General features: G+C 65.8%; 21 protein-coding genes. 14 read left to right on the top strand and 7 right to left on the bottom strand.

Annotation, left to right across the window (positions count from 1 at the left end):
• Window positions 1-31: 31 nt before the first annotated feature.
• Entirely contained in the window at window positions 32-499 is a 468-nt protein-coding gene (locus IPM73_03700) for a cytochrome P460 family protein (GenBank protein MBK8917171.1), read from the top strand.
• A gap of 213 nt (window positions 500-712) precedes the next feature.
• On the opposite strand, the gene IPM73_03695 is transcribed toward IPM73_03700, so the two are convergent.
• The 4 genes from IPM73_03695 to IPM73_03680 all read right to left on the bottom strand — a co-directional run bounded on the left by IPM73_03695 (window position 713) and on the right by IPM73_03680 (window position 3,023).
• Complete coding sequence (locus tag IPM73_03695; protein ID MBK8917170.1) at window positions 713-1,012, bottom strand: HigA family addiction module antidote protein; 300 nt, start codon at window positions 1,010-1,012, stop codon at window positions 713-715.
• A 12-nt stretch (window positions 1,013-1,024) separates the two neighbouring features.
• Window positions 1,025-1,306 carry a type II toxin-antitoxin system RelE/ParE family toxin gene (locus IPM73_03690; protein MBK8917169.1) on the bottom strand — a complete coding sequence of 94 codons (282 nt, stop codon included), beginning with the start codon at window positions 1,304-1,306 and terminating at the stop codon, window positions 1,025-1,027.
• A gap of 215 nt (window positions 1,307-1,521) precedes the next feature.
• Window positions 1,522-1,905: a hypothetical protein gene (locus tag IPM73_03685; GenBank protein ID MBK8917168.1), complete on the bottom strand. Its 384-nt coding sequence runs from the start codon at window positions 1,903-1,905 to the stop codon at window positions 1,522-1,524.
• 5 nt (window positions 1,906-1,910) lie between these two features.
• Complete coding sequence (locus IPM73_03680) at window positions 1,911-3,023, bottom strand: ATP-binding protein (GenBank protein MBK8917167.1); 1,113 nt, start codon at window positions 3,021-3,023, stop codon at window positions 1,911-1,913.
• A 129-nt stretch (window positions 3,024-3,152) separates the two neighbouring features.
• On the opposite strand from IPM73_03680, the gene IPM73_03675 reads away from it, so the two are divergent.
• From IPM73_03675 to IPM73_03615, 13 genes are all read left to right on the top strand, one after another.
• Entirely contained in the window at window positions 3,153-3,731 is a 579-nt protein-coding gene (locus tag IPM73_03675; GenBank protein MBK8917166.1) for a YbhB/YbcL family Raf kinase inhibitor-like protein, read from the top strand.
• 124 nt (window positions 3,732-3,855) lie between these two features.
• The gene (locus tag IPM73_03670; GenBank protein MBK8917165.1) at window positions 3,856-4,674 is read left to right on the top strand and encodes a class I SAM-dependent methyltransferase; all 819 of its coding nucleotides are present in this window, start codon (window positions 3,856-3,858) and stop codon (window positions 4,672-4,674) included.
• A gap of 87 nt (window positions 4,675-4,761) precedes the next feature.
• The gene (gene nhaR, locus IPM73_03665) at window positions 4,762-5,688 is read left to right on the top strand and encodes a transcriptional activator NhaR (protein MBK8917164.1); all 927 of its coding nucleotides are present in this window, start codon (window positions 4,762-4,764) and stop codon (window positions 5,686-5,688) included.
• Between the two features lie 42 nt (window positions 5,689-5,730).
• Entirely contained in the window at window positions 5,731-5,952 is a 222-nt protein-coding gene (locus IPM73_03660) for a hypothetical protein (GenBank protein MBK8917163.1), read from the top strand.
• Window positions 5,953-6,050: 98 nt separating this feature from the next.
• Window positions 6,051-6,989, top strand: coding sequence for a Tim44 domain-containing protein (locus tag IPM73_03655; GenBank protein MBK8917162.1), 939 nt, complete (start codon window positions 6,051-6,053; stop codon window positions 6,987-6,989).
• Window positions 6,913-8,088 carry a DUF533 domain-containing protein gene (locus IPM73_03650; protein ID MBK8917161.1) on the top strand — a complete coding sequence of 392 codons (1,176 nt, stop codon included), beginning with the start codon at window positions 6,913-6,915 and terminating at the stop codon, window positions 8,086-8,088. The genes IPM73_03655 and IPM73_03650 overlap by 77 nt, the downstream gene beginning before the upstream one ends.
• Before the next feature lie 166 nt (window positions 8,089-8,254).
• The gene (locus IPM73_03645; GenBank protein ID MBK8917160.1) at window positions 8,255-9,202 is read left to right on the top strand and encodes a TerC family protein; all 948 of its coding nucleotides are present in this window, start codon (window positions 8,255-8,257) and stop codon (window positions 9,200-9,202) included.
• Entirely contained in the window at window positions 9,199-9,705 is a 507-nt protein-coding gene (locus tag IPM73_03640) for a universal stress protein (protein MBK8917159.1), read from the top strand. Before IPM73_03645 ends, IPM73_03640 begins: the two co-directional genes overlap by 4 nt.
• A 48-nt stretch (window positions 9,706-9,753) precedes the next feature.
• Complete coding sequence (locus IPM73_03635; GenBank protein ID MBK8917158.1) at window positions 9,754-10,440, top strand: Bax inhibitor-1/YccA family protein; 687 nt, start codon at window positions 9,754-9,756, stop codon at window positions 10,438-10,440.
• Between the two features lie 5 nt (window positions 10,441-10,445).
• A complete protein-coding gene (locus tag IPM73_03630) occupies window positions 10,446-10,958 on the top strand; it encodes a DUF2062 domain-containing protein (GenBank protein MBK8917157.1) in 513 nt (170 codons plus the stop codon).
• Window positions 10,959-11,037: 79 nt separating this feature from the next.
• On the top strand, window positions 11,038-11,661 hold the full coding sequence (locus tag IPM73_03625; GenBank protein ID MBK8917156.1) for a CBS domain-containing protein: 624 nt from the start codon (window positions 11,038-11,040) through the stop codon (window positions 11,659-11,661).
• 259 nt (window positions 11,662-11,920) lie between these two features.
• Entirely contained in the window at window positions 11,921-14,617 is a 2,697-nt protein-coding gene (locus IPM73_03620) for an HAD-IC family P-type ATPase (protein MBK8917155.1), read from the top strand.
• Between the two features lie 179 nt (window positions 14,618-14,796).
• On the top strand, window positions 14,797-15,069 hold the full coding sequence (locus IPM73_03615; GenBank protein ID MBK8917154.1) for a hypothetical protein: 273 nt from the start codon (window positions 14,797-14,799) through the stop codon (window positions 15,067-15,069).
• A 91-nt stretch (window positions 15,070-15,160) separates the two neighbouring features.
• Here IPM73_03615 and IPM73_03610 read toward each other — a convergent pair whose 3' ends face one another.
• The 3 genes from IPM73_03610 to narI all read right to left on the bottom strand — a co-directional run bounded on the left by IPM73_03610 (window position 15,161) and on the right by narI (window position 18,725).
• Window positions 15,161-15,826: a response regulator transcription factor gene (locus IPM73_03610; protein MBK8917153.1), complete on the bottom strand. Its 666-nt coding sequence runs from the start codon at window positions 15,824-15,826 to the stop codon at window positions 15,161-15,163.
• A 2-nt stretch (window positions 15,827-15,828) separates the two neighbouring features.
• Complete coding sequence (locus tag IPM73_03605) at window positions 15,829-17,802, bottom strand: type IV pili methyl-accepting chemotaxis transducer N-terminal domain-containing protein (GenBank protein ID MBK8917152.1); 1,974 nt, start codon at window positions 17,800-17,802, stop codon at window positions 15,829-15,831.
• Between the two features lie 230 nt (window positions 17,803-18,032).
• Entirely contained in the window at window positions 18,033-18,725 is a 693-nt protein-coding gene (narI, locus tag IPM73_03600; protein MBK8917151.1) for a respiratory nitrate reductase subunit gamma, read from the bottom strand.
• Between the last annotated feature and the right edge of the window lie 8 nt (window positions 18,726-18,733).

Here is an 18,733-nt window from a genome sequence, read left to right as displayed (position 1 = left end):
CGAATTCCCAGCCAACCCCAAGGAGATCATCATGACCCGCAGCCTCGTCTTCGCCTCGCTCCTCGCCGCCGCCAGCCTTCCCGCCCTCGCCGATGTGGGCTATCCGACCGGATTCCGCCACTGGGACCACGTCAAATCCATGCTCCTCAACAAGGGCCACCCCCTCTACGACGCGGTGGGCGGCCTGCATCACCTCTACGCCAACCCCAAGGCCCTGGCGGGCTACAAGGCCGGCCGCTTCGCCGACGGCGCGGTGATCGTCTTCGACCTCTTCGAAGCGGTGGATAAGGATAACGCGGTGAGCGAAGGTGCCCGCAAGGCCGTGCTGGTGATGGCCAAGGACAGCCGGAAGTTCCGCGCCACCCATGGCTGGGGTTACCAGGTCTTCGACCCCAAGACCGGCAAGGGAAGCCTCGACGCCAAGGCCCAGGCGGACTGTCACGCCTGTCACCGGGCACAGAAGGACAAGGACTTCGTCTTCAGCGCTTGGCGCGAATAGGGCGGACCGGCCCGCGGCCGGCGCTTCGCTGGTCCTCCGGCGGGCCGGGTTGGAACGATCCCTCCGCCGACCGGCAGGCCGACGCAAAGGCCCCCGCCCACAAGGTGCCGGAGCGACGACAGGTGCAATTCACGCGCGGGCGGACAGGGGCTTGCCCCTTGGGGAAAGTGCAGGCGGCCTCTTGGCTGAATGACCTGACCTTGCACCGTGGGATCAGGCAGCCAGCAGGGGACAGCGGGAAATGCGCGAGAGCGTCTCGCCCATGACTTCACGGGCGATCGCGGTGTCGTAGTTGGCCTGCCCTCGCAGCCACCAACCATCGCTAAGTCCGAAATACCGACACAGCCGAAGGTCAGTATCGGCGGTAATGGCCCGCTTGCCGGCAACGATGTCGCCAATGCGTTGAGGGGGCACACCGATGTCCTTGGCCAAGCGATATTTCGTCAGGCCGAGGGGCTTGAGAAATTCCTCTTCCAGCATCTCGCCGGGGGAAACAGGAGGAAGGGTACGCATGATCGAATTCCTTCAGTGATAGTCGACGATCTCGACGTTCTTTGGTCCTTCCGGCGTCCAAGCAAAGCAAACGCGCCATTGGTCGTTGATCCGGATGCTGTGCTGGCCCTTACGGCTTCCCTTCAAGGCTTCCAGCGGATTGCCAGGGGGAACTCGCAGATCCTCAAGGACAGCGGACAAGTCCAGTTGCTCCAGCTTGCGAAGTGCAGGCCGCTCAACATTCACCCAACGAGGAACACGTTCGCCGCGAAAAAGCGCCTCAGTGTCCTTGCATTTGAAGCTCTTGATCGCCATTGGCGCATATTAACGCGCGGCGTGCATGACGGCAAGCATGAATACTCTGCCGCACTTGGCGGAGAGGCTCACTACGCCGTCCTCAAAAGCCATGCCGACAGAGTCTGGAGCCCAACGCGACGGCGCGCCTCACGCGAATCGGGCGACCTGCGCCAGGCCAGCGCTCACCGCGCAAGCCGACGCGGCCTCGGGCTGGCGCCGGCCTGGGTCGGACCCTAACCGAAGTTCGCGTCGGCTCCACGGGCCAGGCATTGGCGCAATTCGCGCCACTCGCGGGCGTACCGCCAGCGCCAGAACCGCCCGCTCAGGCAGGCGGCGAGTGCGCGGAGACGCGAGTGGCGGCGCTGTTGCAACTGGGCCTTGATCCCGGCAAGCAGCGGTTCCCGGGCAAAACCCGACCATACCGGGGGTACCGGCGCGAGGAGGTTGGGCGCGCAATAAGGGGCGACTTCGTCAAACAGGATTTCCTCAAGCAGGTCCGGCGGAATCCCGGCAAGGCGGGCCGCAATCCCGGCGATGTCGACTTCGTTATCGACAAACAGGTCGGAAAGCGCTTCCCAGGCCTCCTCGTGCGTCTGCGCCGGCAGGGATCCATCCATGGGAATCAGCGACCGCCGCCCCTCGCGGCGAGGTATTCGGCCAACAGTTCGTCCTCCAGGCCCAGGCCGCTGCCGGTTCGGGTAAGCAGGCCGGAGCGTTTCAGTTTCTCCAGGGCGGTTCGCACCTTGGCTACGGTGGGCGTGGCCCCGGGAATGGCTGCCAGTCGCGCCCGGGTCTCTTTTCCCAAGGGGGGCAGCCCTTGAGCCATGGCGACCAGAACACCACGCTCGAAGGCGTCCAGGGTGTTGAGCAGAGCCTGCCAGCCGGCCACTTGGCGGGCGTCGGCCATGAAGTGGGCCAGACCGGCCTCCGGGTCGATTTCGCCCTCGGCCGACATGGCCTTGACGATGTCCCGCAGCAAAGCGGGTTTGTAGCCGACGCGGGCGAAGAGTTGGCGCAGATCGTCGAGACGCGGCGCCCGGCCGTGATGCACTTCGGCGAAGCGGTCCGTCAGGCGCACCAGAAATTCGTCTCCCAAGGGCGGAAAGGTGAGCAGTTGCGCAAACTGGTACATGGGTGTCCCGGCGGCGGAAAGGATGCGGGCGAGCGCTTCCTGGGACGATCCGGTAAGCACCGCCTCCACCTGGTCCTGGCGCTTGTGGAGCACGGCGCGCAGGGTGGCGAGCAGGTCGCCGGCCCTGGCCGTGTCCCCCAGGGTCTGGGCCTCATCCAGGAGAAGGAGCACCCGGGCGCCATGTTCGAGGGCCAGGCGGACCACCAGGGCATCGAAGCGCAGGGCAGCATCGTCGGGCAGGGTGCGGCGGTGGGGCTCGTCGCCCAGATCGATGCTGGCCCCCAGGGCGCCGATCTTCTTGACCGGGGTGCGGGCCAGGCGCCCGATGGTGCCGAGCGGCACGTGCAGATCGTCGAGGGCTTCCTCCAGGGCATGATTGATCGCCTCAAGGGGAGCGGCCTTGTTGAGCCACAGATCGGCATAGACCGGCAGGAGGCCGGCCCCCCGGGCGGCTGGGGCCAGATCGTGGTCGAGGAACCAGGTCTTGCCCACCCGGCGGGGGCCGAACAGGGCCAGGGGCCGCCCCGGCTGGCTGGCCAGCAGTTGGAGATAGCTGCGGGCCAGGTCCGGACGATGGATATCGATGGCGTCAAAGCTGGACATGGGTCCATTGTCCTCCCCTGCCACACCCTACGCAATTGCTGGTTTTTCAACACATAGCCACAACCGTCGGCGCTTCCGCTCCGGCCGAACCCGTTTAGAATCCTTGCACCCCACTCCCGGAGACTCGCCATGCCGCGCCCCAGCCCTGCCTTCCACCTTTCGCTCGCCGCCTTCGCCCTCGCCGCAAGCTGCGGCACCGCCCAGGCCGGCGGCTTTTCCCTGAGCAGCCCTGACTTTTCCCCGGGGGGAACGATCAAGTCAGCGCAGGTTTTCCAGGGCTTCGGCTGCGCTGGCGGCAACCTCTCCCCGGCCTTGAGCTGGAAAAACCCGCCCAAGGGCACCCGCAGTTTCGCCATCCTGGTCCATGACCCGGACGCCCCCACCGGCGGCGGCGGTTTCTGGCACTGGTTGGTGGCCAATCTGCCGCCCGACACCACCGGGCTGCCGGCCGGCGCCGGCAAGGGTGACGGTTCCGGCCTGCCCGCCGGCGCCGTGCAGGTGACGACCGACTTCGGCGCCCCCGGCTGGGGCGGTCCCTGCCCGCCGGTGGGAGACAAGCCCCACCGCTACCACTTCACGGTCTATGCCCTCAAGGTGGACAAGCTGGATCTTCCCCCGGGCACCACGGCCGGCATCGCCGGTTTCATGATCAACGCCAACGCCCTGGGCAAGGCGACCCTGACGGGACGCTACGGCCGTAGCCAATGATCCTGGAAACCTCGGTCGACCGCTTGTCGATGCCCGGAATGCCTTGTGCTCTGGGCCTCTGCGGCACTGCGAAGCGATCATCCCCCGAACGGCGGCGCTACGAGCCCCAACCGAGGCTTCGGGGATGACTCCTCTCCCGCCCGTCGCCCGCACTGCCTATTACTGCTGCCTGCTGCGGGCGACGGATGCGGAAGGCCCCCACCCGCTGTGCGGTGATCGCCAGGCGGCGCTGTTCCTGGACGGCGCCCTGCGGGCCGAACTCGCGCCCCTGCTGCGCTTCCGCGGACCGAGTGAAAGCAATGTCGCCCGCCACCGCCTGGTGGATGACCTGGCCCGGCAAACCATTGCCGCCCGGCCGGGGCAGCGCATCTTCATCGTCGGCGCCGGGTTCGACACCCGTGCCTTCCGCTTGCCCGGAGGCCGGTGGTGGGAATTTGACGATCCCGGCCTGCTGGCGCTGAAGGAGGCGCGGCTGCCGGCGGCCCAGGCGCCCAACCCCCTGGTCCGCGTGGGGGTCGATTTCGCGCGGGAAGGCCTCGAGGCCCATCTCGCACCCTTGGCGGGGGACGACGAGGCTCTGGTCATTCTGGAGGGAGTCAGCATGTACCTCACGGACGAAGCCCTCACCGCCACTGCCAGCGCGGTGCGCCGGGCGCTGCCCCGTGCCACCCTGGTCTGCGACCTGATGACGAGCGCCTTCAACCGGCGCTTCGGCGGCGGCATCCGCCGCGAACTCGGCCGTCTGGGCGCCCGCTTCGCCCCCCGCGAGGCCCACCCGCGCCACGCCATCGAGGCGGCCGGATTCCGGGTTCGCCATTGGTCCTCCATCGTCAAGCGCGCCCGCGAGGCCGGACGCCTGCGCATCCCCGCCTGGCTCCTGGCCACGCTTCTGCGCGAACTGCGCGACGGCTACGCCGTCTGGGTGTTCGAACCCGATGCCTGATAGCCTGCGCAAGCCTTGCTCAATCCCCTCGTCACGCCCTGATCATTCACCAGCCGTGAGGCAACTCGGGGGAGAACAGGAATAACCATGGCCGGATTGAACTTCAAGCATCTACGGTATTTCTGGATGGTCGCCAAATCGGGCAGCATCGCCCGGGCGAGCGAGATGCTGCACGTCACGCCCCAGTCCATCAGCGGACAATTGAGCGAGTTTGAAAACGCGCTGGGGGTGCAACTTTTCCGCCGCGCCGGCCGGGGACTCGAACTGACCGAGACCGGCCAGCGCATGCTGAGCTACGCCGAGCAAATCTTCACTCTCGGCAATGAACTTCTCGAATCCCTGCGCGAAGACGCCTTGCCCCAAGCCACGCCTTTCCGGGTGGGCATCGCGGACTCGGTGCCCAAGATGGTGGCCTATCGTTTGGTCGAACCCTCCCTGGGCAGCAGCGAGCCCATCAAACTCATCTGCCGGGAGGGAAGGCTCACCGCCTTGTTGGGCGACATGGCCGTGCACCGGCTGGACATGGTAATCGCCGACCGACCCATGCCAGACAACGTGAACGTGCGCGGCTACGCCCATTTTCTCGGGGAAAGCGGCGTCAGCATCTTTGCCGCCCCGGCGCTCCAGACCCGGGCCGCCGCCGCGTTTCCCCGGGGATTGGACAATAAGCCATTTCTGATGCCCGGTGCGGATGTCGCCCTGCATTCGCGCTTGCTGCGCTGGTTCGAGTCCGAACGTTTGCGGCCGCGCATCGTCGGCGAGTTTGACGACAGCGCGCTGCTGATGGCCTTCGGCCAGGCGGGCGCGGGCTTCTTCGCCGCTCCCACCGCCATCGAGGATTACATCGCTCACCAGTACGAGGTTGAAGTCGCTGGGCGCATCGAAGTGGTGCGCGAGCAGATCTACGCCATCACCAACGAACGCAAGCTCACGCACCCCATCGTGTCCGCAATTTGCCAATTCGCGCAGCACGACATGTTCGGCGGCCAGGGTTCCAAGAAAGCCAAAGTCTGACGCCCTGGAGGGGCGCAAGACGGATCACCCCGGGACGGCAGCATGAAACTCTCACGCCTCTACCAGCCCAGGAATCCCCGCTTCTGGCTGCTCGTGGTCCTCAACCTGCTCTCCACCGGGATTTCCCATCTTCTGCGCAGCCATGATTTCCCGACCTCGATCACCCTGATCCTGGCAGGCTTTGCCCTGGCCAATGTCGTCATCGGCCTGCGCATCGCCCTGCAACTGATGCAGGATCCCCCGGCCGGACCGGATGGAATGTAAGTATTTCTGGATGACCGGGTACGCTTTATTCTGTTTTTCTTTTGCTTTTGCGGCCTCTATCCTCCCTCGGGTACTACCTCAATTCACAGGAGAACTCGATGAAATCCCTTTCACTGCTTGCCGTCATTGTCGCCCTCGGCCTTTCCATGGGCGTGGGTGACGCAGAGGCGGCCAAGCGCCTCGGTTCCGGAAAATCCTCCGGTATGCAACGGGAGATGACGCCCCCCGCCAAAACCCCCGACGCCTCGCCCGCCCAGAAGCAGGCAACTCCCGCCAACGCCGCAGCACCGGCTGCCGCCGCTGCCCCGGCCGCCGCCGCGAGTAGCGGACGCTCGTGGATGGGCCCGGTCGCCGGTCTGGCGGCCGGCCTGGGGCTCGCCGCGCTGGCCTCGCACTTCGGATTTGGCGAGGAGTTGGCCTCGTTCATGATGATGGCGCTGCTGGCGGTTGTCGTCATGGCCGCAGTCGGTTTCTTCCTGCGCAAGCGCGCCCAGGCGCAAAACCCTGCCTTGGCCGGCGCCAATGCGAGCAGCGCGGCCCATGCGTCCCAGTACGCGGCCAACCGGATCGAGCCGGGCCAAGCCGCAGCGCGCGGCTACGATGTGGCCATGCCCGCTGCCGCGGCGGGTGGCGCCCTCGCCAATGCGGTCACCTCATCCGGTAACGTTCCTGCCGATTTCGACGTGGCAGGCTTCGTCCGTAACGCCAAGGTGCATTACATCCGCCTGCAAGCCGCCAACGACGCGGGCAATCTGGACGACATCCGCGAATTCACCACTCCCGAGATGTTCGCCGAAATCAAGCTCGCCTTCGCGGAGCGCACGGGTCAAAGCCAAGTCACCGACGTCGTGGCCATCGAAGCCGAGATCATCGACGTGGCCGAGGAGGACGGCCGTTACGTGGTGAGCACCCGCTTTACCGGGCAGATCCGCGAAGACAACGGCCCCGCCGAGAGCGTCGATGAGATCTGGCACATGGTCAAGCCGCGCCAGGGCAGCGGCGGCTGGGTGCTGGCGGGCATTCAGCAGGTCCAATAAGGCCCGGCAAGCCTGGGAAATATCTCAGGCTCTGACGGCTTGCCAACCTCCTCGTGAGCGCCTGACGTCGCCTCGCTGCCAAGCGGATCGACGTCGCGCTCCCCCCGCCGATATTTCGCCTGCCCCGCCGGGCTCACTCGCCAAGAAAACCATGACCCACGACGAACTCAGAGCTCTCCTGGCTATCGCCATCCATGCGGCTTTTGCGGATGGAGCCAAGGACGAAAGGGAGCGCGAAGCCGTGCGCCGCGTTGCCGAGAATCTGGGCGACGAGAATGGCAGCCCGGATCTGTCGCGCCTGTATCAGGACGTGCTCCTCAAGCGTCTGCCGCTTTCCGCGGCGGCCTCGATGCTCACGGACTCTGCTCAGCGTCAGTTGGCCTACGAGATGGCCTTCTGTGTGTGCGAGGCCGACGGGCGATTGGGCGAGGCCGAGCGGCGCTTCCTCGGCGAACTGAAACTTGCGCTTGGATTGCCTGAAGAGGAGGCCGACCACATCGCCGGCAAAGTCGATCAACTGGTCGAGCACAACGGCTTCGTGTCGCCGCCTCCGGCAGCGTCCGCGCTCCCCGCCCCCTCCGTCGTTCCCGACGCCGAACAGGAGAAGTCCATCCTCAACCACGCGCTGCTGGCGGGCGCCCTGGAACTGCTTCCCCAGTCCTGGGCGTCCATGGCGATCATCCCGCTCCAGATCAAGCTGGTGTATGGCATCGGCAAGTCCCACGGGGTAAGCCTGGACCAGGGGCACATCAAGGAATTCATTGCCGCGGCCGGCGTCGGGCTGACTTCGCAGACCCTGGAACAGTTCGGACGAAAACTGCTGGGGGGACTGCTGGGCAAGGCGGCGGGCAAGACTTTCGGCGGGATCGGCAACGCTGCGACCGGCGTGGCTTTCTCCTTTGCCACGACCTATGCCCTGGGCCATGTGGCCCGGCGCTACTACGCCGGCGGGCGCAGCATGAGCACCGAAGTCCTGCGCGCATCGTTCAGCGAACTGCTTGGGCCCGCCCGGCAGTTGCAGACGCAATACTTGCCGCAGATACAGCAAAAAGCGGCAAGCCTCGACCCCAGCCAGGTGATGGCGCTGATGCGCGCCTGAGTGCCTGCCCTCTGTCGAATGACGACCCTCGCCGCCCGTTGCGCTGCCCTCTCCCCCGACCCCACCCCGCCGTGGCGACGAGGGGCCGTCCCGCAGGCAGCGCGGCTCAAGCAGCCAGGATGACTTCATGAACGAAACTACTGCCATCAGTTTTGCCACGGGGCCGATGTGGGCCGGGTTCATTGCCTTCGTGCTGATCATGTTGGCCCTCGATCTTTTCGTCTTCGGCGGACGCAAGGCGCACCGCGTGCATGTCAAGGAAGCGGCCGCCTGGGTCGCTGTCTGGGTCGGCCTCGCCCTCGCCTTCGCCGGGCTGCTCTGGTGGTATCTGAACGATACCCAAGGCGCCGAGGTAGCACGAACCAAGACCCTCGAATTCCTCGCCGGTTACCTGATCGAACAATCGCTGTCGGTGGACAACATGTTCGTCTTCGTCATGATCTTCACCTATTTCGCCGTACCGCCGGAATTGCAGCGTCGCGTGCTGCTCTATGGGGTGCTGGGCGCCATCGTGATGCGCGCCGGAATGATCCTGGCCGGTGTCTGGCTGGTGCAGCAGTTCGCCTGGATCCTCTACGTCTTCGGCGCTTTTCTGGTCGTCACCGGTATCAAGATGCTGATCTTCGCCGAGGCCCAGCCGGACCTGGAGAAAAACCCGCTGCTGCGCTGGCTGCGCAGCCATTTGCGCATCACGCCCGAATTCCATGGCGAGAAGTTCTTCGTGCGCAAGGCGGGGGTGCTCTGGGCTACGCCGATGTTCCTCGTCCTGGCGCTCATCGAAGCGAGCGACGTCGTCTTTGCGGTGGATAGCATTCCGGCCATCTTCGCGGTCACCACGGACCCCTTCATCGTATTCACTTCGAACATCTTCGCCATCATGGGCCTGCGCGCCCTCTACTTCCTCCTGGCGGACATGGCCGAACGCTTCCATTTGCTCAAGTACGGCCTTGCCCTCGTACTCGTCTTCATCGGCGGCAAGATGCTGGCCATGCCCTGGTTCCACGTTCCCATTCAATGGTCGCTTTCCATGGTCGCCAGCATCATCCTCATCTCCGTCGTAGCCAGTCTGGCGCTGACAAAAGCGAAGCCCGTGACGGCAGGAGACGAAGCATGAACGCTGCCCCGCTTGCCCCCACCCCCGCCGTGGCCGAACACGACGCCGACCACCGGCTCGTCTGCCTGGTCTACGACAGCACGCCGCCGCTCGCTGCGCCGGCAGCCAGTCCCTGGCTGATCGCTGTGGATCCTTCGGACAACGCCCTGCGCGCCGTGACTCATGCGGCCACCCAGGCTGCCGCCATGAGCGCCTGCGCCCTGCATCTCGTGCATGTGCAACCCTGGCTCTCCAGGGAAGCGGCAGAGGCGGAGTTCCCACACCGCGCGCTGGCGGCGGCAGCACCGGCGATCGCCCTCCTGGACGCCGCGCGTTTGCCCTGGCGCTTGCACGCGATGCTGGGCGATCCGGCTGAACGCATCGTCGAACGGGCCGTGCGGCTTCATGCCACAGCCGTCGTCATCGGCAGCCGGGGCCTGGGAAGCATCGATGGCCTGCTGTTCGGCTCGGTGGCCTACAAGGTGATGCATCGCTGCCCCCTGCCCGTCGTGCTCGTACCTTAGGGCATGGCGCACCGACCCCGCGACTTATCAACCCCAAAGGAGAAGCAAATGAACCCCAGATACCCCGGCAGCCCCGCCATCGCTCTCCCACAGGCAGGTGCGCAGTCGGTTCTTGCGAGCAACAAGGTCATCCGCAACACCTATCTGCTTCTGTCCGCAACACTGGCATTCTCCGCCCTCACGGCAGGCGGTTCCGCCGCGCTCAAGCTCCCCCATCCAGGGATACTGCTCACGCTGGGTGGCTTCTTCGGCCTGCTTTTCGCCGTGCATAAGCTCAAGGACAGCGGCTGGGGCATCCTCGCCGTTTTCGCCCTGACCGGCTTCATGGGCTATACCCTGGGCCCCATCGTCAACCGCTATCTCGGCCTGCCCAACGGCAGCGAGATCGTCATGCAGGCAATGGGGGCCACGGCCGTGATTTTCATCGGCCTTTCCGCTTACGCCCTGAGCAGCAAGAGGGACTTCAGCTTCATGGGCGGCTTTCTCATGGTCGGCATTCTCCTGGCCTTCCTGGCCGGCCTGGCGGCGATCTTCTTCGAAATTCCAGCGCTGTCGCTCACGGTTTCTGCGGCCTTCGTGCTGCTGATGTCCGGTCTGATTCTCTATGAGACCAGCACCATCATCCATGGCGGCGAGACCAATTACGTCCTGGCCACGGTGACGCTCTTCGTCTCGATCTTCAACCTCTTCACCAGCCTGCTGCAACTGCTTGGCTTCCTGGGCGGGGACGACTGAGCATGATGACGTCCTGGAGCCGGCGATTGCGGGCCCTGACGCCCAGCCGTGAGCAGCTCGAGGCCCATCCTTCGCTGCGCCGGCTGGCGCCCTGGCTCGGCAATCCCAAGCTGTGGCATTGGTCGCGCCGGGGCGTTGCGCTGGGCGCTGCCGTCGGGCTGTTCATCGGCTTTGCCATTCCGCTTGCCCAGATTCTGCTTGCGGCGGCCGCAGCGGTTTTCCTACGCGTCAATCTGCCAGTCGCCGCAGCCGGCACGCTCGTCACCAACCCGCTGACCGTCCCACCCCTCTACTACGGGGCCTATCAACTCGGGGCCTGGGCCACGGGATCTACCGCAGCGGCGACCTTGTCATTGAGCGATCCCGCCAGTCTTTGGGAGAACATCGGCACCATCGGCGTGCCCCTGTTCGCCGGCCTCGGGATCACGGCGACCTTCTCCGCCGCTGCCGCCTACCTGCTGATATCCCAGGCATGGGCGTGGCGGGTCGTCGCACAGCGAAGGCGCAGCCGTTCGTGAGGCGGCGCTCAGCGGCCTATCCTTGCCCCGGAATCCAGGGGCACCTGCTGTACGCGCCTGCCCGGGAGTTTTGAGCAGCATGTTTTCGATCTACGGCATCACGGGACGGGTCTTCACCGGCACCCTGGAGGAAATGGGGCGCGTGCACCGCCTATCCCGCGCGCAACACGCCCGCGCGATCGCCCGGGAAGGCGAAGAGATGGGCGTCGAGGCGCCGCTGCCAAGGCCGACCCAGGAAGCGGTGCAGGCCTATCGCACCGTGTTGCCGGAGGATCTGGAGCGCGGCCCCCTCATCCACGCGGTCCAGGTGATGAGCCGTCCAGCCATCACGGTGCAGGCCGATGCCACGGCGGCCGAGGCGTGGCGCTTCCTGCGCGACAGGCACATCCACCAGGCGCCGGTGCTCGACGCTGCAGGCCATCTGGTCGGCATCGTCAGCGAGCGCGATCTGCTGCGGGTGATCGACATCGATGGCTGCAAGGTCATCGAGACCCTCCACCGCCGGGTACGCGACGTGATGACCAGCCCCGTCGTCGCGGCCGCGCTGGTCACCGACATCCGGCGGGTGGCCGGAGCGATGCTCTCCGGCGGCGTCGATGGCGTGCCCGTCGTCGGCGACGATGGTAGGCTCCTTGGTTTCGTCTCGCGCAGCGATGTGCTGCGCGCCGTCATCAACGACCCGCCCTTGAGCCTGTGGCGATGAATGCCGCGCGGTGAAGCGCTTGCCGCAAGCCCCACAGCGGCAAAGGCTCCACCTGCCGCATTGTCGCTGCGGGCCAGAATCCGGCCCCAACGCACCAACGGGCTCGTCCAACCGAGGTTTCCAGGATAATCTGGGCTATCAACTCCGCCATGCGCGCTCCTGAACGCCTCGACTGACCAGCGATTCGCCGCCGACACTCACGACTGCCCCTGCGTGCGGGCTTGTCGGGTCACTTCCAACCTGCAGGACCAAACCCTTCATGCAATCCCATCCAGTCAATGCCTGGCATGCCCTCTCGACCGAAGCGGTCGCCGAGGCGCTGGCAAGCGACGGCAAGGAGGGCCTGAGCAGCGCAGAAGCCGCACGGCGCCTCGCCGCCCAGGGCCCTAACCGTCTCGCCGAGAGGCCGCCGCGCCCGACATGGCTGAAGTTTTTCGACCAGTTCCGGAGTCTGCTGGTCCTCATCCTGCTTGCTGCCGCCGTGCTGGCGGGGGTGATCGGCGATCTCACGGATGCGGCCGTGATTGCCTTTGTCGTGCTCCTGAACGCCAGCCTCGGGTTTATCCAGGAACACCGTGCGGAAGCGGCCCTGGCCGCCCTGAAGAACATGCTGGCCCCGATGGCGCGGGTGCGGCGCGACGGCCAGGCCGGCCTGATCGACGCCGCCCAACTGGTGCCCGGAGACCTCCTGCTACTGGAGGCCGGCGACCGCATTCCGACCGACGCCCGCGTGCTGTCGGCCCACAGCGTCGAAGTGGCGGAAGCCACTCTCACCGGCGAGTCCCAGGCGGTCGCCAAACGGCCTGACCCGGTCGGAAAAGAATCGGCGCTGGCGGAGCGCCACGACATGGTATTCATGAATACCGTGCTCACCCGGGGCCGGCTGGAAGCCATGGTCACCGCCACCGGCATGGACACCGAAATGGGCCGTGTGGCCGGCCTCCTGGCCGAAACAGCCGAAGGCGAGACACCGCTGCAACGTCAGCTCGACAGCCTGGGGAAACGTCTGGCGCTGATGGCGAGTGTCGTCGTCGCTCTGATGTTCCTCATGGGCCTGCTGCGCGGCGAAGCGCTGCTCCAGACCGCCATGACCGCCATCGCGCTCGCCGTCGCGGCGATTCCCGAGGGCCTGCCCGCCGTGGTGACGGTGACCCTGGCGCTAGGCATGCACCGCATGGCCAGACGCAGCGCCATCGTCAAGAAGCTCGCCGCCGTCGAAACCCTGGGCTGCACCACGGTGATCTGCTCGGACAAAACCGGTACCCTGACCCTCAATGAGATGACCGCCCGGGCCCTTTATTGCCATGGCCGCCGTCACCCGGTGCGCGGCGAGGGTTACGGTGCCGCCGGCGCCATCGAGGGCGACGACGATTTTCGCCACGTGCTGTTGCCTGCCGCGCTGTGCGTCGATGCCCGCATTCGGGATGGTCGCTTGATCGGCGACCCCACCGAGGGCGCCCTGCTCGCCCTGGCGGCAAAGGCCGGGCTGGACGCAGAGAGCGCCCTCGACCACCTGCCCCGCATTGCCGAAATCCCCTTCGATTCCGCCACCAAGTTCATGGCGACCTTCCACCACGAAGGCAGGCAGGTCCACCTTTTCGTCAAGGGCGCGCCGGACGTGCTGCTCGAACGCTCGTCCCGCCATCGTGTCGACGACCAGGACATCGCCCTCGACGCCGGGGCACGGGCCGCCTACATCACCGAAAACGACGCGCTGGCTGGCCAGGCCCTGCGCGTTCTGGCCCTGGCCGAGCGCGTGATCCCCACTGAGGCCTTCGATCCCTCCAGCGATCTGCTGCCCTGGGTTGAGAACCTGACCCTGCTCGCCCTGGTGGGCATTATCGATCCGCCCAGAGCCGAGGCGCGGCAGGCGATCACCACCTGCACCGCCGCCGGCATCCAGATCAAGATGATTACAGGCGACCACCCCGTCACCGCCGCCGCCATCGCCCGCGAACTCGGACTATGCGGCGAGACGCACGAAGGGCTCGATCTCGACGGGCTGAGCCGCAAAGAACTTGCCCTGCTGGTTGAAAAAAGTGCGGTTTTCGCCCGCGTTGCCCCCGAGCACAAGATGCGCATCGTCGAGGCCCTGCAAGCGCAGGGGCACGTCGTCGCCATGACGGGCGACGGCGTGAACGATGCTCCCGCGCTGAAAAAGGCCGACATCGGTGTAGCCATGGGGATCACCGGCACCGAGGTAACGAAGGAGGCAGCAACGCTGGTGCTGACCGATGACAATTTCGCCTCCATCGTGCGCGCGGTGGAGGAGGGGCGCACCATCTACGACAACATCGTCAAATTCGTGCGCTTCCAGCTCTCCACCAACATCGGCGCCCTCCTCACCGTCCTGGTTGCGCCCTTCCTCGGCTTTGCCACGCCCTTCACGGCCATCCAGATCCTCTGGGTGAATATCATCATGGACGGCCCGCCGGCCATGACCCTCGGCGTCGAGCCGGCGCGGCCGGGAATCATGCGGGACAAGCCGCGGGCCGCCGACGCCTCGATCCTTTCCTGGCAACGCCTGTGGCGCATCGGCCTCTACGGCCTCACCATGGCGACCGGCACCCTCGCCGTGTATGCCTGGGGGCTCTCCGCGCCCGGCGAGGAGGCGAAAGCGACCACCCTGGCCTTCACCACCTTCGTCCTGTTTCAGTTTTTCAATATATTCAACGCCCGGGCCGAGTACGGCAGCGCCTTCAATGCTCAGTTTTTCGCCAACGGCAAACTCTGGCTCGCCCTCCTGGCCGTGCTTGGTCTTCAGGCGCTGGCGGTGCACTGGACACCGGCCCAGGCCGTGTTCGGCACCGTGGACCTTTCGACGGCCGAATGGAGCGTGAGCGTCCTGGTGGCCTCGACCACCCTGCTGCTGGAGGAGGGACGCAAGGGACTGCTGCGCCTGCTTGCCCGCAACAGGACGAATTCCGGGACCGCAGGGGAAGGTGGCGGAGACTGAATCCGGCGGGCGCCGCGAAGTGCCGTTCAGGCGCCTTGACCTGAGAATTTCCGGGTCTATGCTGGGAAGTGCCGGTCACCCACAAAAACGCCCAAGACCGGGACAACAAAGACAACGCTCAACCACCCCAGCGGTGGGCCCGATGACAATCATTCTGGCTGATTGCCAAAGGAGTTGCGATGCTCTCCCTGCAAGACGTACTCGACTATTGCGACCTCGACCAAGGTGAAATCGCCGCGGTCGCGGAGCATGAACACATTCCCCTCGCCGTCGCAGCTGAAGTGGGCGAGGCCCTCCTGACCAGCCCGGAAGGCGTTTTCCGCCTCCACACCATGATCATCGAAAACATGGAACACGCCCTGGAACGAGGCCAGACGGCCCACGCCCAGGAGCTCGTGTGCACCTACCGCCATTTGCAGCGCACCCACCCGCTGCCGGCTTCGCCGGCCTGACTTTCCGGATGCTTCCACGCTTCCTCCTCTGAGGAACGGCCGGTACCCTGCCCGGCCCCATGCCCGGCCCCGAGGGGTCGGGTTTTTTTGCTTACGTCTTACCGGCCACGTAGCCGTGTTCGACGGCATAGAGCGCGGCCTGGACCCGGCTGGAAATGTGCAGCTTCTTGAAGATGTTCTGGATGTGGATCTTCACGGTGCTTTCGGCAAGCTCCAGGGCGCGGGCGATTTCCTTGTTGGTATCACCCCGGGCGAGGCGCCCCATGATTTCCTTTTCCCGCGGGGAAAGCCTCTCTGGCTCCACCGCCGGCGCCACTTCCTCGGTTCCCCGGGTGCGGAATCCCTGCACCAGCTTGGTGGTCATCTGGGGCGAAATGACGGATTCTCCGCGGGCCACCCGATGCAGGGCGTCCACCAGGGCCTCGGTTTCGATGTTCTTGACCAGGTAACCCGCCGCGCCGTTCTTGAGGCATTCGAGCAAATCCTCGGTGTCCTCCGAAACGGTGAGCATGAGCACATGGGTCTCCGGTACCGATTCGCTGATGTAGCGGACCGCCTCACGCCCCGCCATGCCCTTCATGTGCAAGTCCAGCAGGACGACGTCGGGCCGCAGGCTCTGGGCCCGCTTGACGCCTTCCAGACCGTCGGACACGTCGTCCACCACCTCGAATTCCGGGTGGCGCTGCAGCAGGGACTTGATGCCGCGGCTGAACAGCACATGGTCGTCCACGATGAGGACACGTATCTTGTTTTCCATGTTCACACTCTCTCCTTTGGATTTTCTGCGTTGCCGCTGCGGCGCTCCAGGGTCAGAACCACATGGGTTCCTTCGCCTGGAACCGACTGGACAGCGCACTGGCCGCCCACCCGCAAGGCACGTTCCTGCATGATGCTGAGGCCGATGTGGCGGCCGCTTTCGTCCCGCTGCGCGGGGTCGAAGCCGACACCATCGTCATCGACGGCGATGACCGTCCCCCGCGGGCTGCGCGCGACCCGCACCCGCACCTGGCCGGCATGGGCGTGCTTGCGGATGTTGGACAGGGACTCCTGCACGATGTGCATGACCTGCACCTGATCGTCCGGCGGCAAGGGGATGCCGACGCCGGTGGACTCGAAGGCGGTGGTGATGCCGGTCTGGGTCTGCAAGCGGTCCAGGGCAGTGCGGATGGCAGTATCCAGATCGGCCTGGCCGACCCGGGTCCGGCAGTGCACCAGGAGTTCGCGCACGTCCTCGTAGCTTTCGTGGATGCCTTCGCGGATTTGCTCGACGGTGGCCTGGACCTCGTCGGGACGGCGGCGATCAAGGGACTGTTGCAGAAGCTGCACCTGGATATTGAGGAAGGCCAGCCCCTGGGCGATGGAGTCGTGCAATTCCTGGGCCAGAAGATTGCGCTCCTCGTAGGCCGCCAACTCCCGTTCCCGGGAGCGCAGGCGGCGGTTCTCCACCGCCACCCCCAGATGCTGGCCCAGGGTTTCCAGAAGGCAGATCTCCGGCCGCGAGAACTCCCGCGGGGTATCGAAATACAGGTTGTAGATGCCCAGCACCCTTTTGTCGTTACTGATGGTGAAGGCCGTGGTCGTGGTCAGACCCTCGCGGATGCAGGTGGACATGGTGAGATTGGCCGGCTTGTCCATCAGATTGACCACTACCGGGCCCGCGCTGGCCAGGGCTTCGCCGCACACGCATTGATGGCGCGAAAGGGATTGCTCGCACTCGACGAATTCGGCCGAAAGCCCCTCCTGGGCCACCAGGAACAACTCGTCGTCGGGACCCGAACAGAGCCGGACCGAGGCGGCCCTGGCCCGGGTGGCCGAGCGCAGGCGCTGGGTGAAGCCCTCGCACAGGTCGTCGATGCTGGCCGGTTCGCTGAGGAAGGCGGTCACCTCGTAGAGGACGCCCAGTTCCAGATTGCGGGATTCCAGGCTGCTGGTCTTGGCCGCCACCCGCTCCTCCAGCGTGGCGTAGAGCTTTTGCAGATGGTCCGCCATGCGGTTGAAGCCCTGGGTAACGACGCCGAACTCGTCCCGGGTTTCCACCGGCAGGCGCACCGAAAAATCATCGTCGGCCATGCGCCGGATGCCCGCGTAGAGCCGGTCCAGGGGACGGATGACGAGAACGAAGAAAAAGCGGATGAGGGCTGCCGTGGCGAGCACGGCCAACACGACCAGGGCAATCTGGAAGACCCGCTGCAGATTGGCATTGAAGGTATAGAGACGCTCCATGCGCAGCACGGTGGCGTTGATTTCCGCCACGTAGTCGCTCACCCAGTCGCCGTAGAGCTCGGCGGCCGCCAACCGGCCGGCGGCGTCCTGGGCGTTCAGGTAACGCTCGACCAGGGGGCGGCCGGTGCTCTGCCAGTTCTGCCGCACCGCGGAAAGCCCCGCCGCCACGTCGGCATCCCGCGGGGGGGCCATGGGGCGCACCGGATCGCCGGATTCCAGGTCGCGCAGCACCGCGTCGAAGCGTTGCAGTTCTTCCTGCAGGGTCTCCCGGGTGCCCGGTTTTCCTCCCACGCCCTCGACCATGAGCAGGCCGATGCGATAGGAGCGCATGCGCTGGCTGCCGGCGTCGTTGATCGCCGCCGCACTGCCTTCGAGCTGCCAGGACACCAGAAGGGTGAGGCCGATGGCAACCACCGCGGCGATGAAGAAGAGCACCAGGAGCGCGGTGATGCGGTTGGCGAGCCGGCTGGGGCTTTCCAGGACCAGGAGGGAATCCGGTGCCTCGCTCATGGCTTGGGCACGCGGAGGAAGTGAAGCAAGGCTGCACGGCGGCCTTGCTGCGCTTCCACAGGGGATGAAGGGCCGCGCGCCAAGGTCAGCGGGCTGCTCGGCCTCGACCCCTGAACTTCAGGGCGGACCGGCAATGGGGAGGGCCGAAGAAAAACCCCCCGCCTGGGGGCGGGGGGAAAGGGAGGTCCACCCGTGCTGAGGCGCACAGCGGGAACTGCTTTTTGTCCGGCTCAGGCCCGGCGCTTCATGCGCACGATCTGATAGGCGCGGCCCAGGTAGTTGATGGGCGCGGTCAGCACATGAACGAGGCGGGTGAAGGGGAAGAGCAGGAACACGGTCATGCCGAAGAGCATGTGGGCCTTGAACACGGCGTCGACATCCGCCAGCAACTCAGGCTTGGGGTTCAGGGTGAGGATGCTCTGCACCCACTGGGAGAGGGCGATCATCACTTCCGGGTTGCCGTGGTTGGCGTGGCCGACCGAGACCGGGATGGTGGACAGGCCCAGGAGCAGGGTAACCATCAGCCAGGACAGGATGAAGATGTCCGAATAGCGGCTGCCGGCCCGGACCCGCGGGTTGAACATGCGGCGCAGCCAGAGGATGGAACCGCCGATCAGGCACATGAGGCCGAAGACGGTACCGGCCGAGATGGCCAGCCACTGGTGCTGCATGTCGGACACCCCCATGGCCAGCCAGAGGCTGTGGGGCAGGACGAGGCCGGCGAAGTGACCGGCGAAGATCATCAGGATGCCGATGTGGAAGAAGTTGCTGGCCAGCACCATGTTGGCGTTGGACAGGAGCTGGGTGGAGTCGGTCTTCCACGTGTATTGCTCGGCGTCGTAGCGAATCCAGCTGCCGACGACGAAGACCGTCAGGGCGATGTACGGATACACCGCGAAGATCAGCTTGTGCAGGAAATCCATGTTCGTTT

Source organism: Betaproteobacteria bacterium (assembly GCA_016720065.1).
Lineage (GTDB): Bacteria > Pseudomonadota > Gammaproteobacteria > Burkholderiales > Rhodocyclaceae > SSSZ01.
The sequence above is the reverse complement of the archived record's forward strand: the minus strand, read 5'-3'. Positions and strand labels throughout refer to the sequence as shown.

Excerpts from the sequence above, each read along its gene's own strand:
- IPM73_03700 (MBK8917171.1), top strand. The coding sequence starts at position 32 with ATGACCCGCAGCCTCGTCTTCGCCTCGCTCCTCGCCGCCGCCAGCCTT.
- IPM73_03695 (MBK8917170.1), bottom strand. The coding sequence starts at position 1,012 with ATGCGTACCCTTCCTCCTGTTTCCCCCGGCGAGATGCTGGAAGAGGAA.
- IPM73_03690 (MBK8917169.1), bottom strand. The coding sequence starts at position 1,306 with ATGGCGATCAAGAGCTTCAAATGCAAGGACACTGAGGCGCTTTTTCGC.
- IPM73_03685 (MBK8917168.1), bottom strand. The coding sequence starts at position 1,905 with ATGGATGGATCCCTGCCGGCGCAGACGCACGAGGAGGCCTGGGAAGCG.
- IPM73_03680 (MBK8917167.1), bottom strand. The coding sequence starts at position 3,023 with ATGTCCAGCTTTGACGCCATCGATATCCATCGTCCGGACCTGGCCCGC.
- IPM73_03675 (MBK8917166.1), top strand. The coding sequence starts at position 3,153 with ATGCCGCGCCCCAGCCCTGCCTTCCACCTTTCGCTCGCCGCCTTCGCC.
- IPM73_03670 (MBK8917165.1), top strand. The coding sequence starts at position 3,856 with ATGACTCCTCTCCCGCCCGTCGCCCGCACTGCCTATTACTGCTGCCTG.
- nhaR (MBK8917164.1), top strand. The coding sequence starts at position 4,762 with ATGGCCGGATTGAACTTCAAGCATCTACGGTATTTCTGGATGGTCGCC.
- IPM73_03660 (MBK8917163.1), top strand. The coding sequence starts at position 5,731 with ATGAAACTCTCACGCCTCTACCAGCCCAGGAATCCCCGCTTCTGGCTG.
- IPM73_03655 (MBK8917162.1), top strand. The coding sequence starts at position 6,051 with ATGAAATCCCTTTCACTGCTTGCCGTCATTGTCGCCCTCGGCCTTTCC.
- IPM73_03650 (MBK8917161.1), top strand. The coding sequence starts at position 6,913 with ATGAGATCTGGCACATGGTCAAGCCGCGCCAGGGCAGCGGCGGCTGGG.
- IPM73_03645 (MBK8917160.1), top strand. The coding sequence starts at position 8,255 with ATGTGGGCCGGGTTCATTGCCTTCGTGCTGATCATGTTGGCCCTCGAT.
- IPM73_03640 (MBK8917159.1), top strand. The coding sequence starts at position 9,199 with ATGAACGCTGCCCCGCTTGCCCCCACCCCCGCCGTGGCCGAACACGAC.
- IPM73_03635 (MBK8917158.1), top strand. The coding sequence starts at position 9,754 with ATGAACCCCAGATACCCCGGCAGCCCCGCCATCGCTCTCCCACAGGCA.
- IPM73_03630 (MBK8917157.1), top strand. The coding sequence starts at position 10,446 with ATGACGTCCTGGAGCCGGCGATTGCGGGCCCTGACGCCCAGCCGTGAG.
- IPM73_03625 (MBK8917156.1), top strand. The coding sequence starts at position 11,038 with ATGTTTTCGATCTACGGCATCACGGGACGGGTCTTCACCGGCACCCTG.
- IPM73_03620 (MBK8917155.1), top strand. The coding sequence starts at position 11,921 with ATGCAATCCCATCCAGTCAATGCCTGGCATGCCCTCTCGACCGAAGCG.
- IPM73_03615 (MBK8917154.1), top strand. The coding sequence starts at position 14,797 with ATGCTCTCCCTGCAAGACGTACTCGACTATTGCGACCTCGACCAAGGT.
- IPM73_03610 (MBK8917153.1), bottom strand. The coding sequence starts at position 15,826 with ATGGAAAACAAGATACGTGTCCTCATCGTGGACGACCATGTGCTGTTC.
- IPM73_03605 (MBK8917152.1), bottom strand. The coding sequence starts at position 17,802 with ATGAGCGAGGCACCGGATTCCCTCCTGGTCCTGGAAAGCCCCAGCCGG.
- narI (MBK8917151.1), bottom strand. The coding sequence starts at position 18,725 with ATGGATTTCCTGCACAAGCTGATCTTCGCGGTGTATCCGTACATCGCC.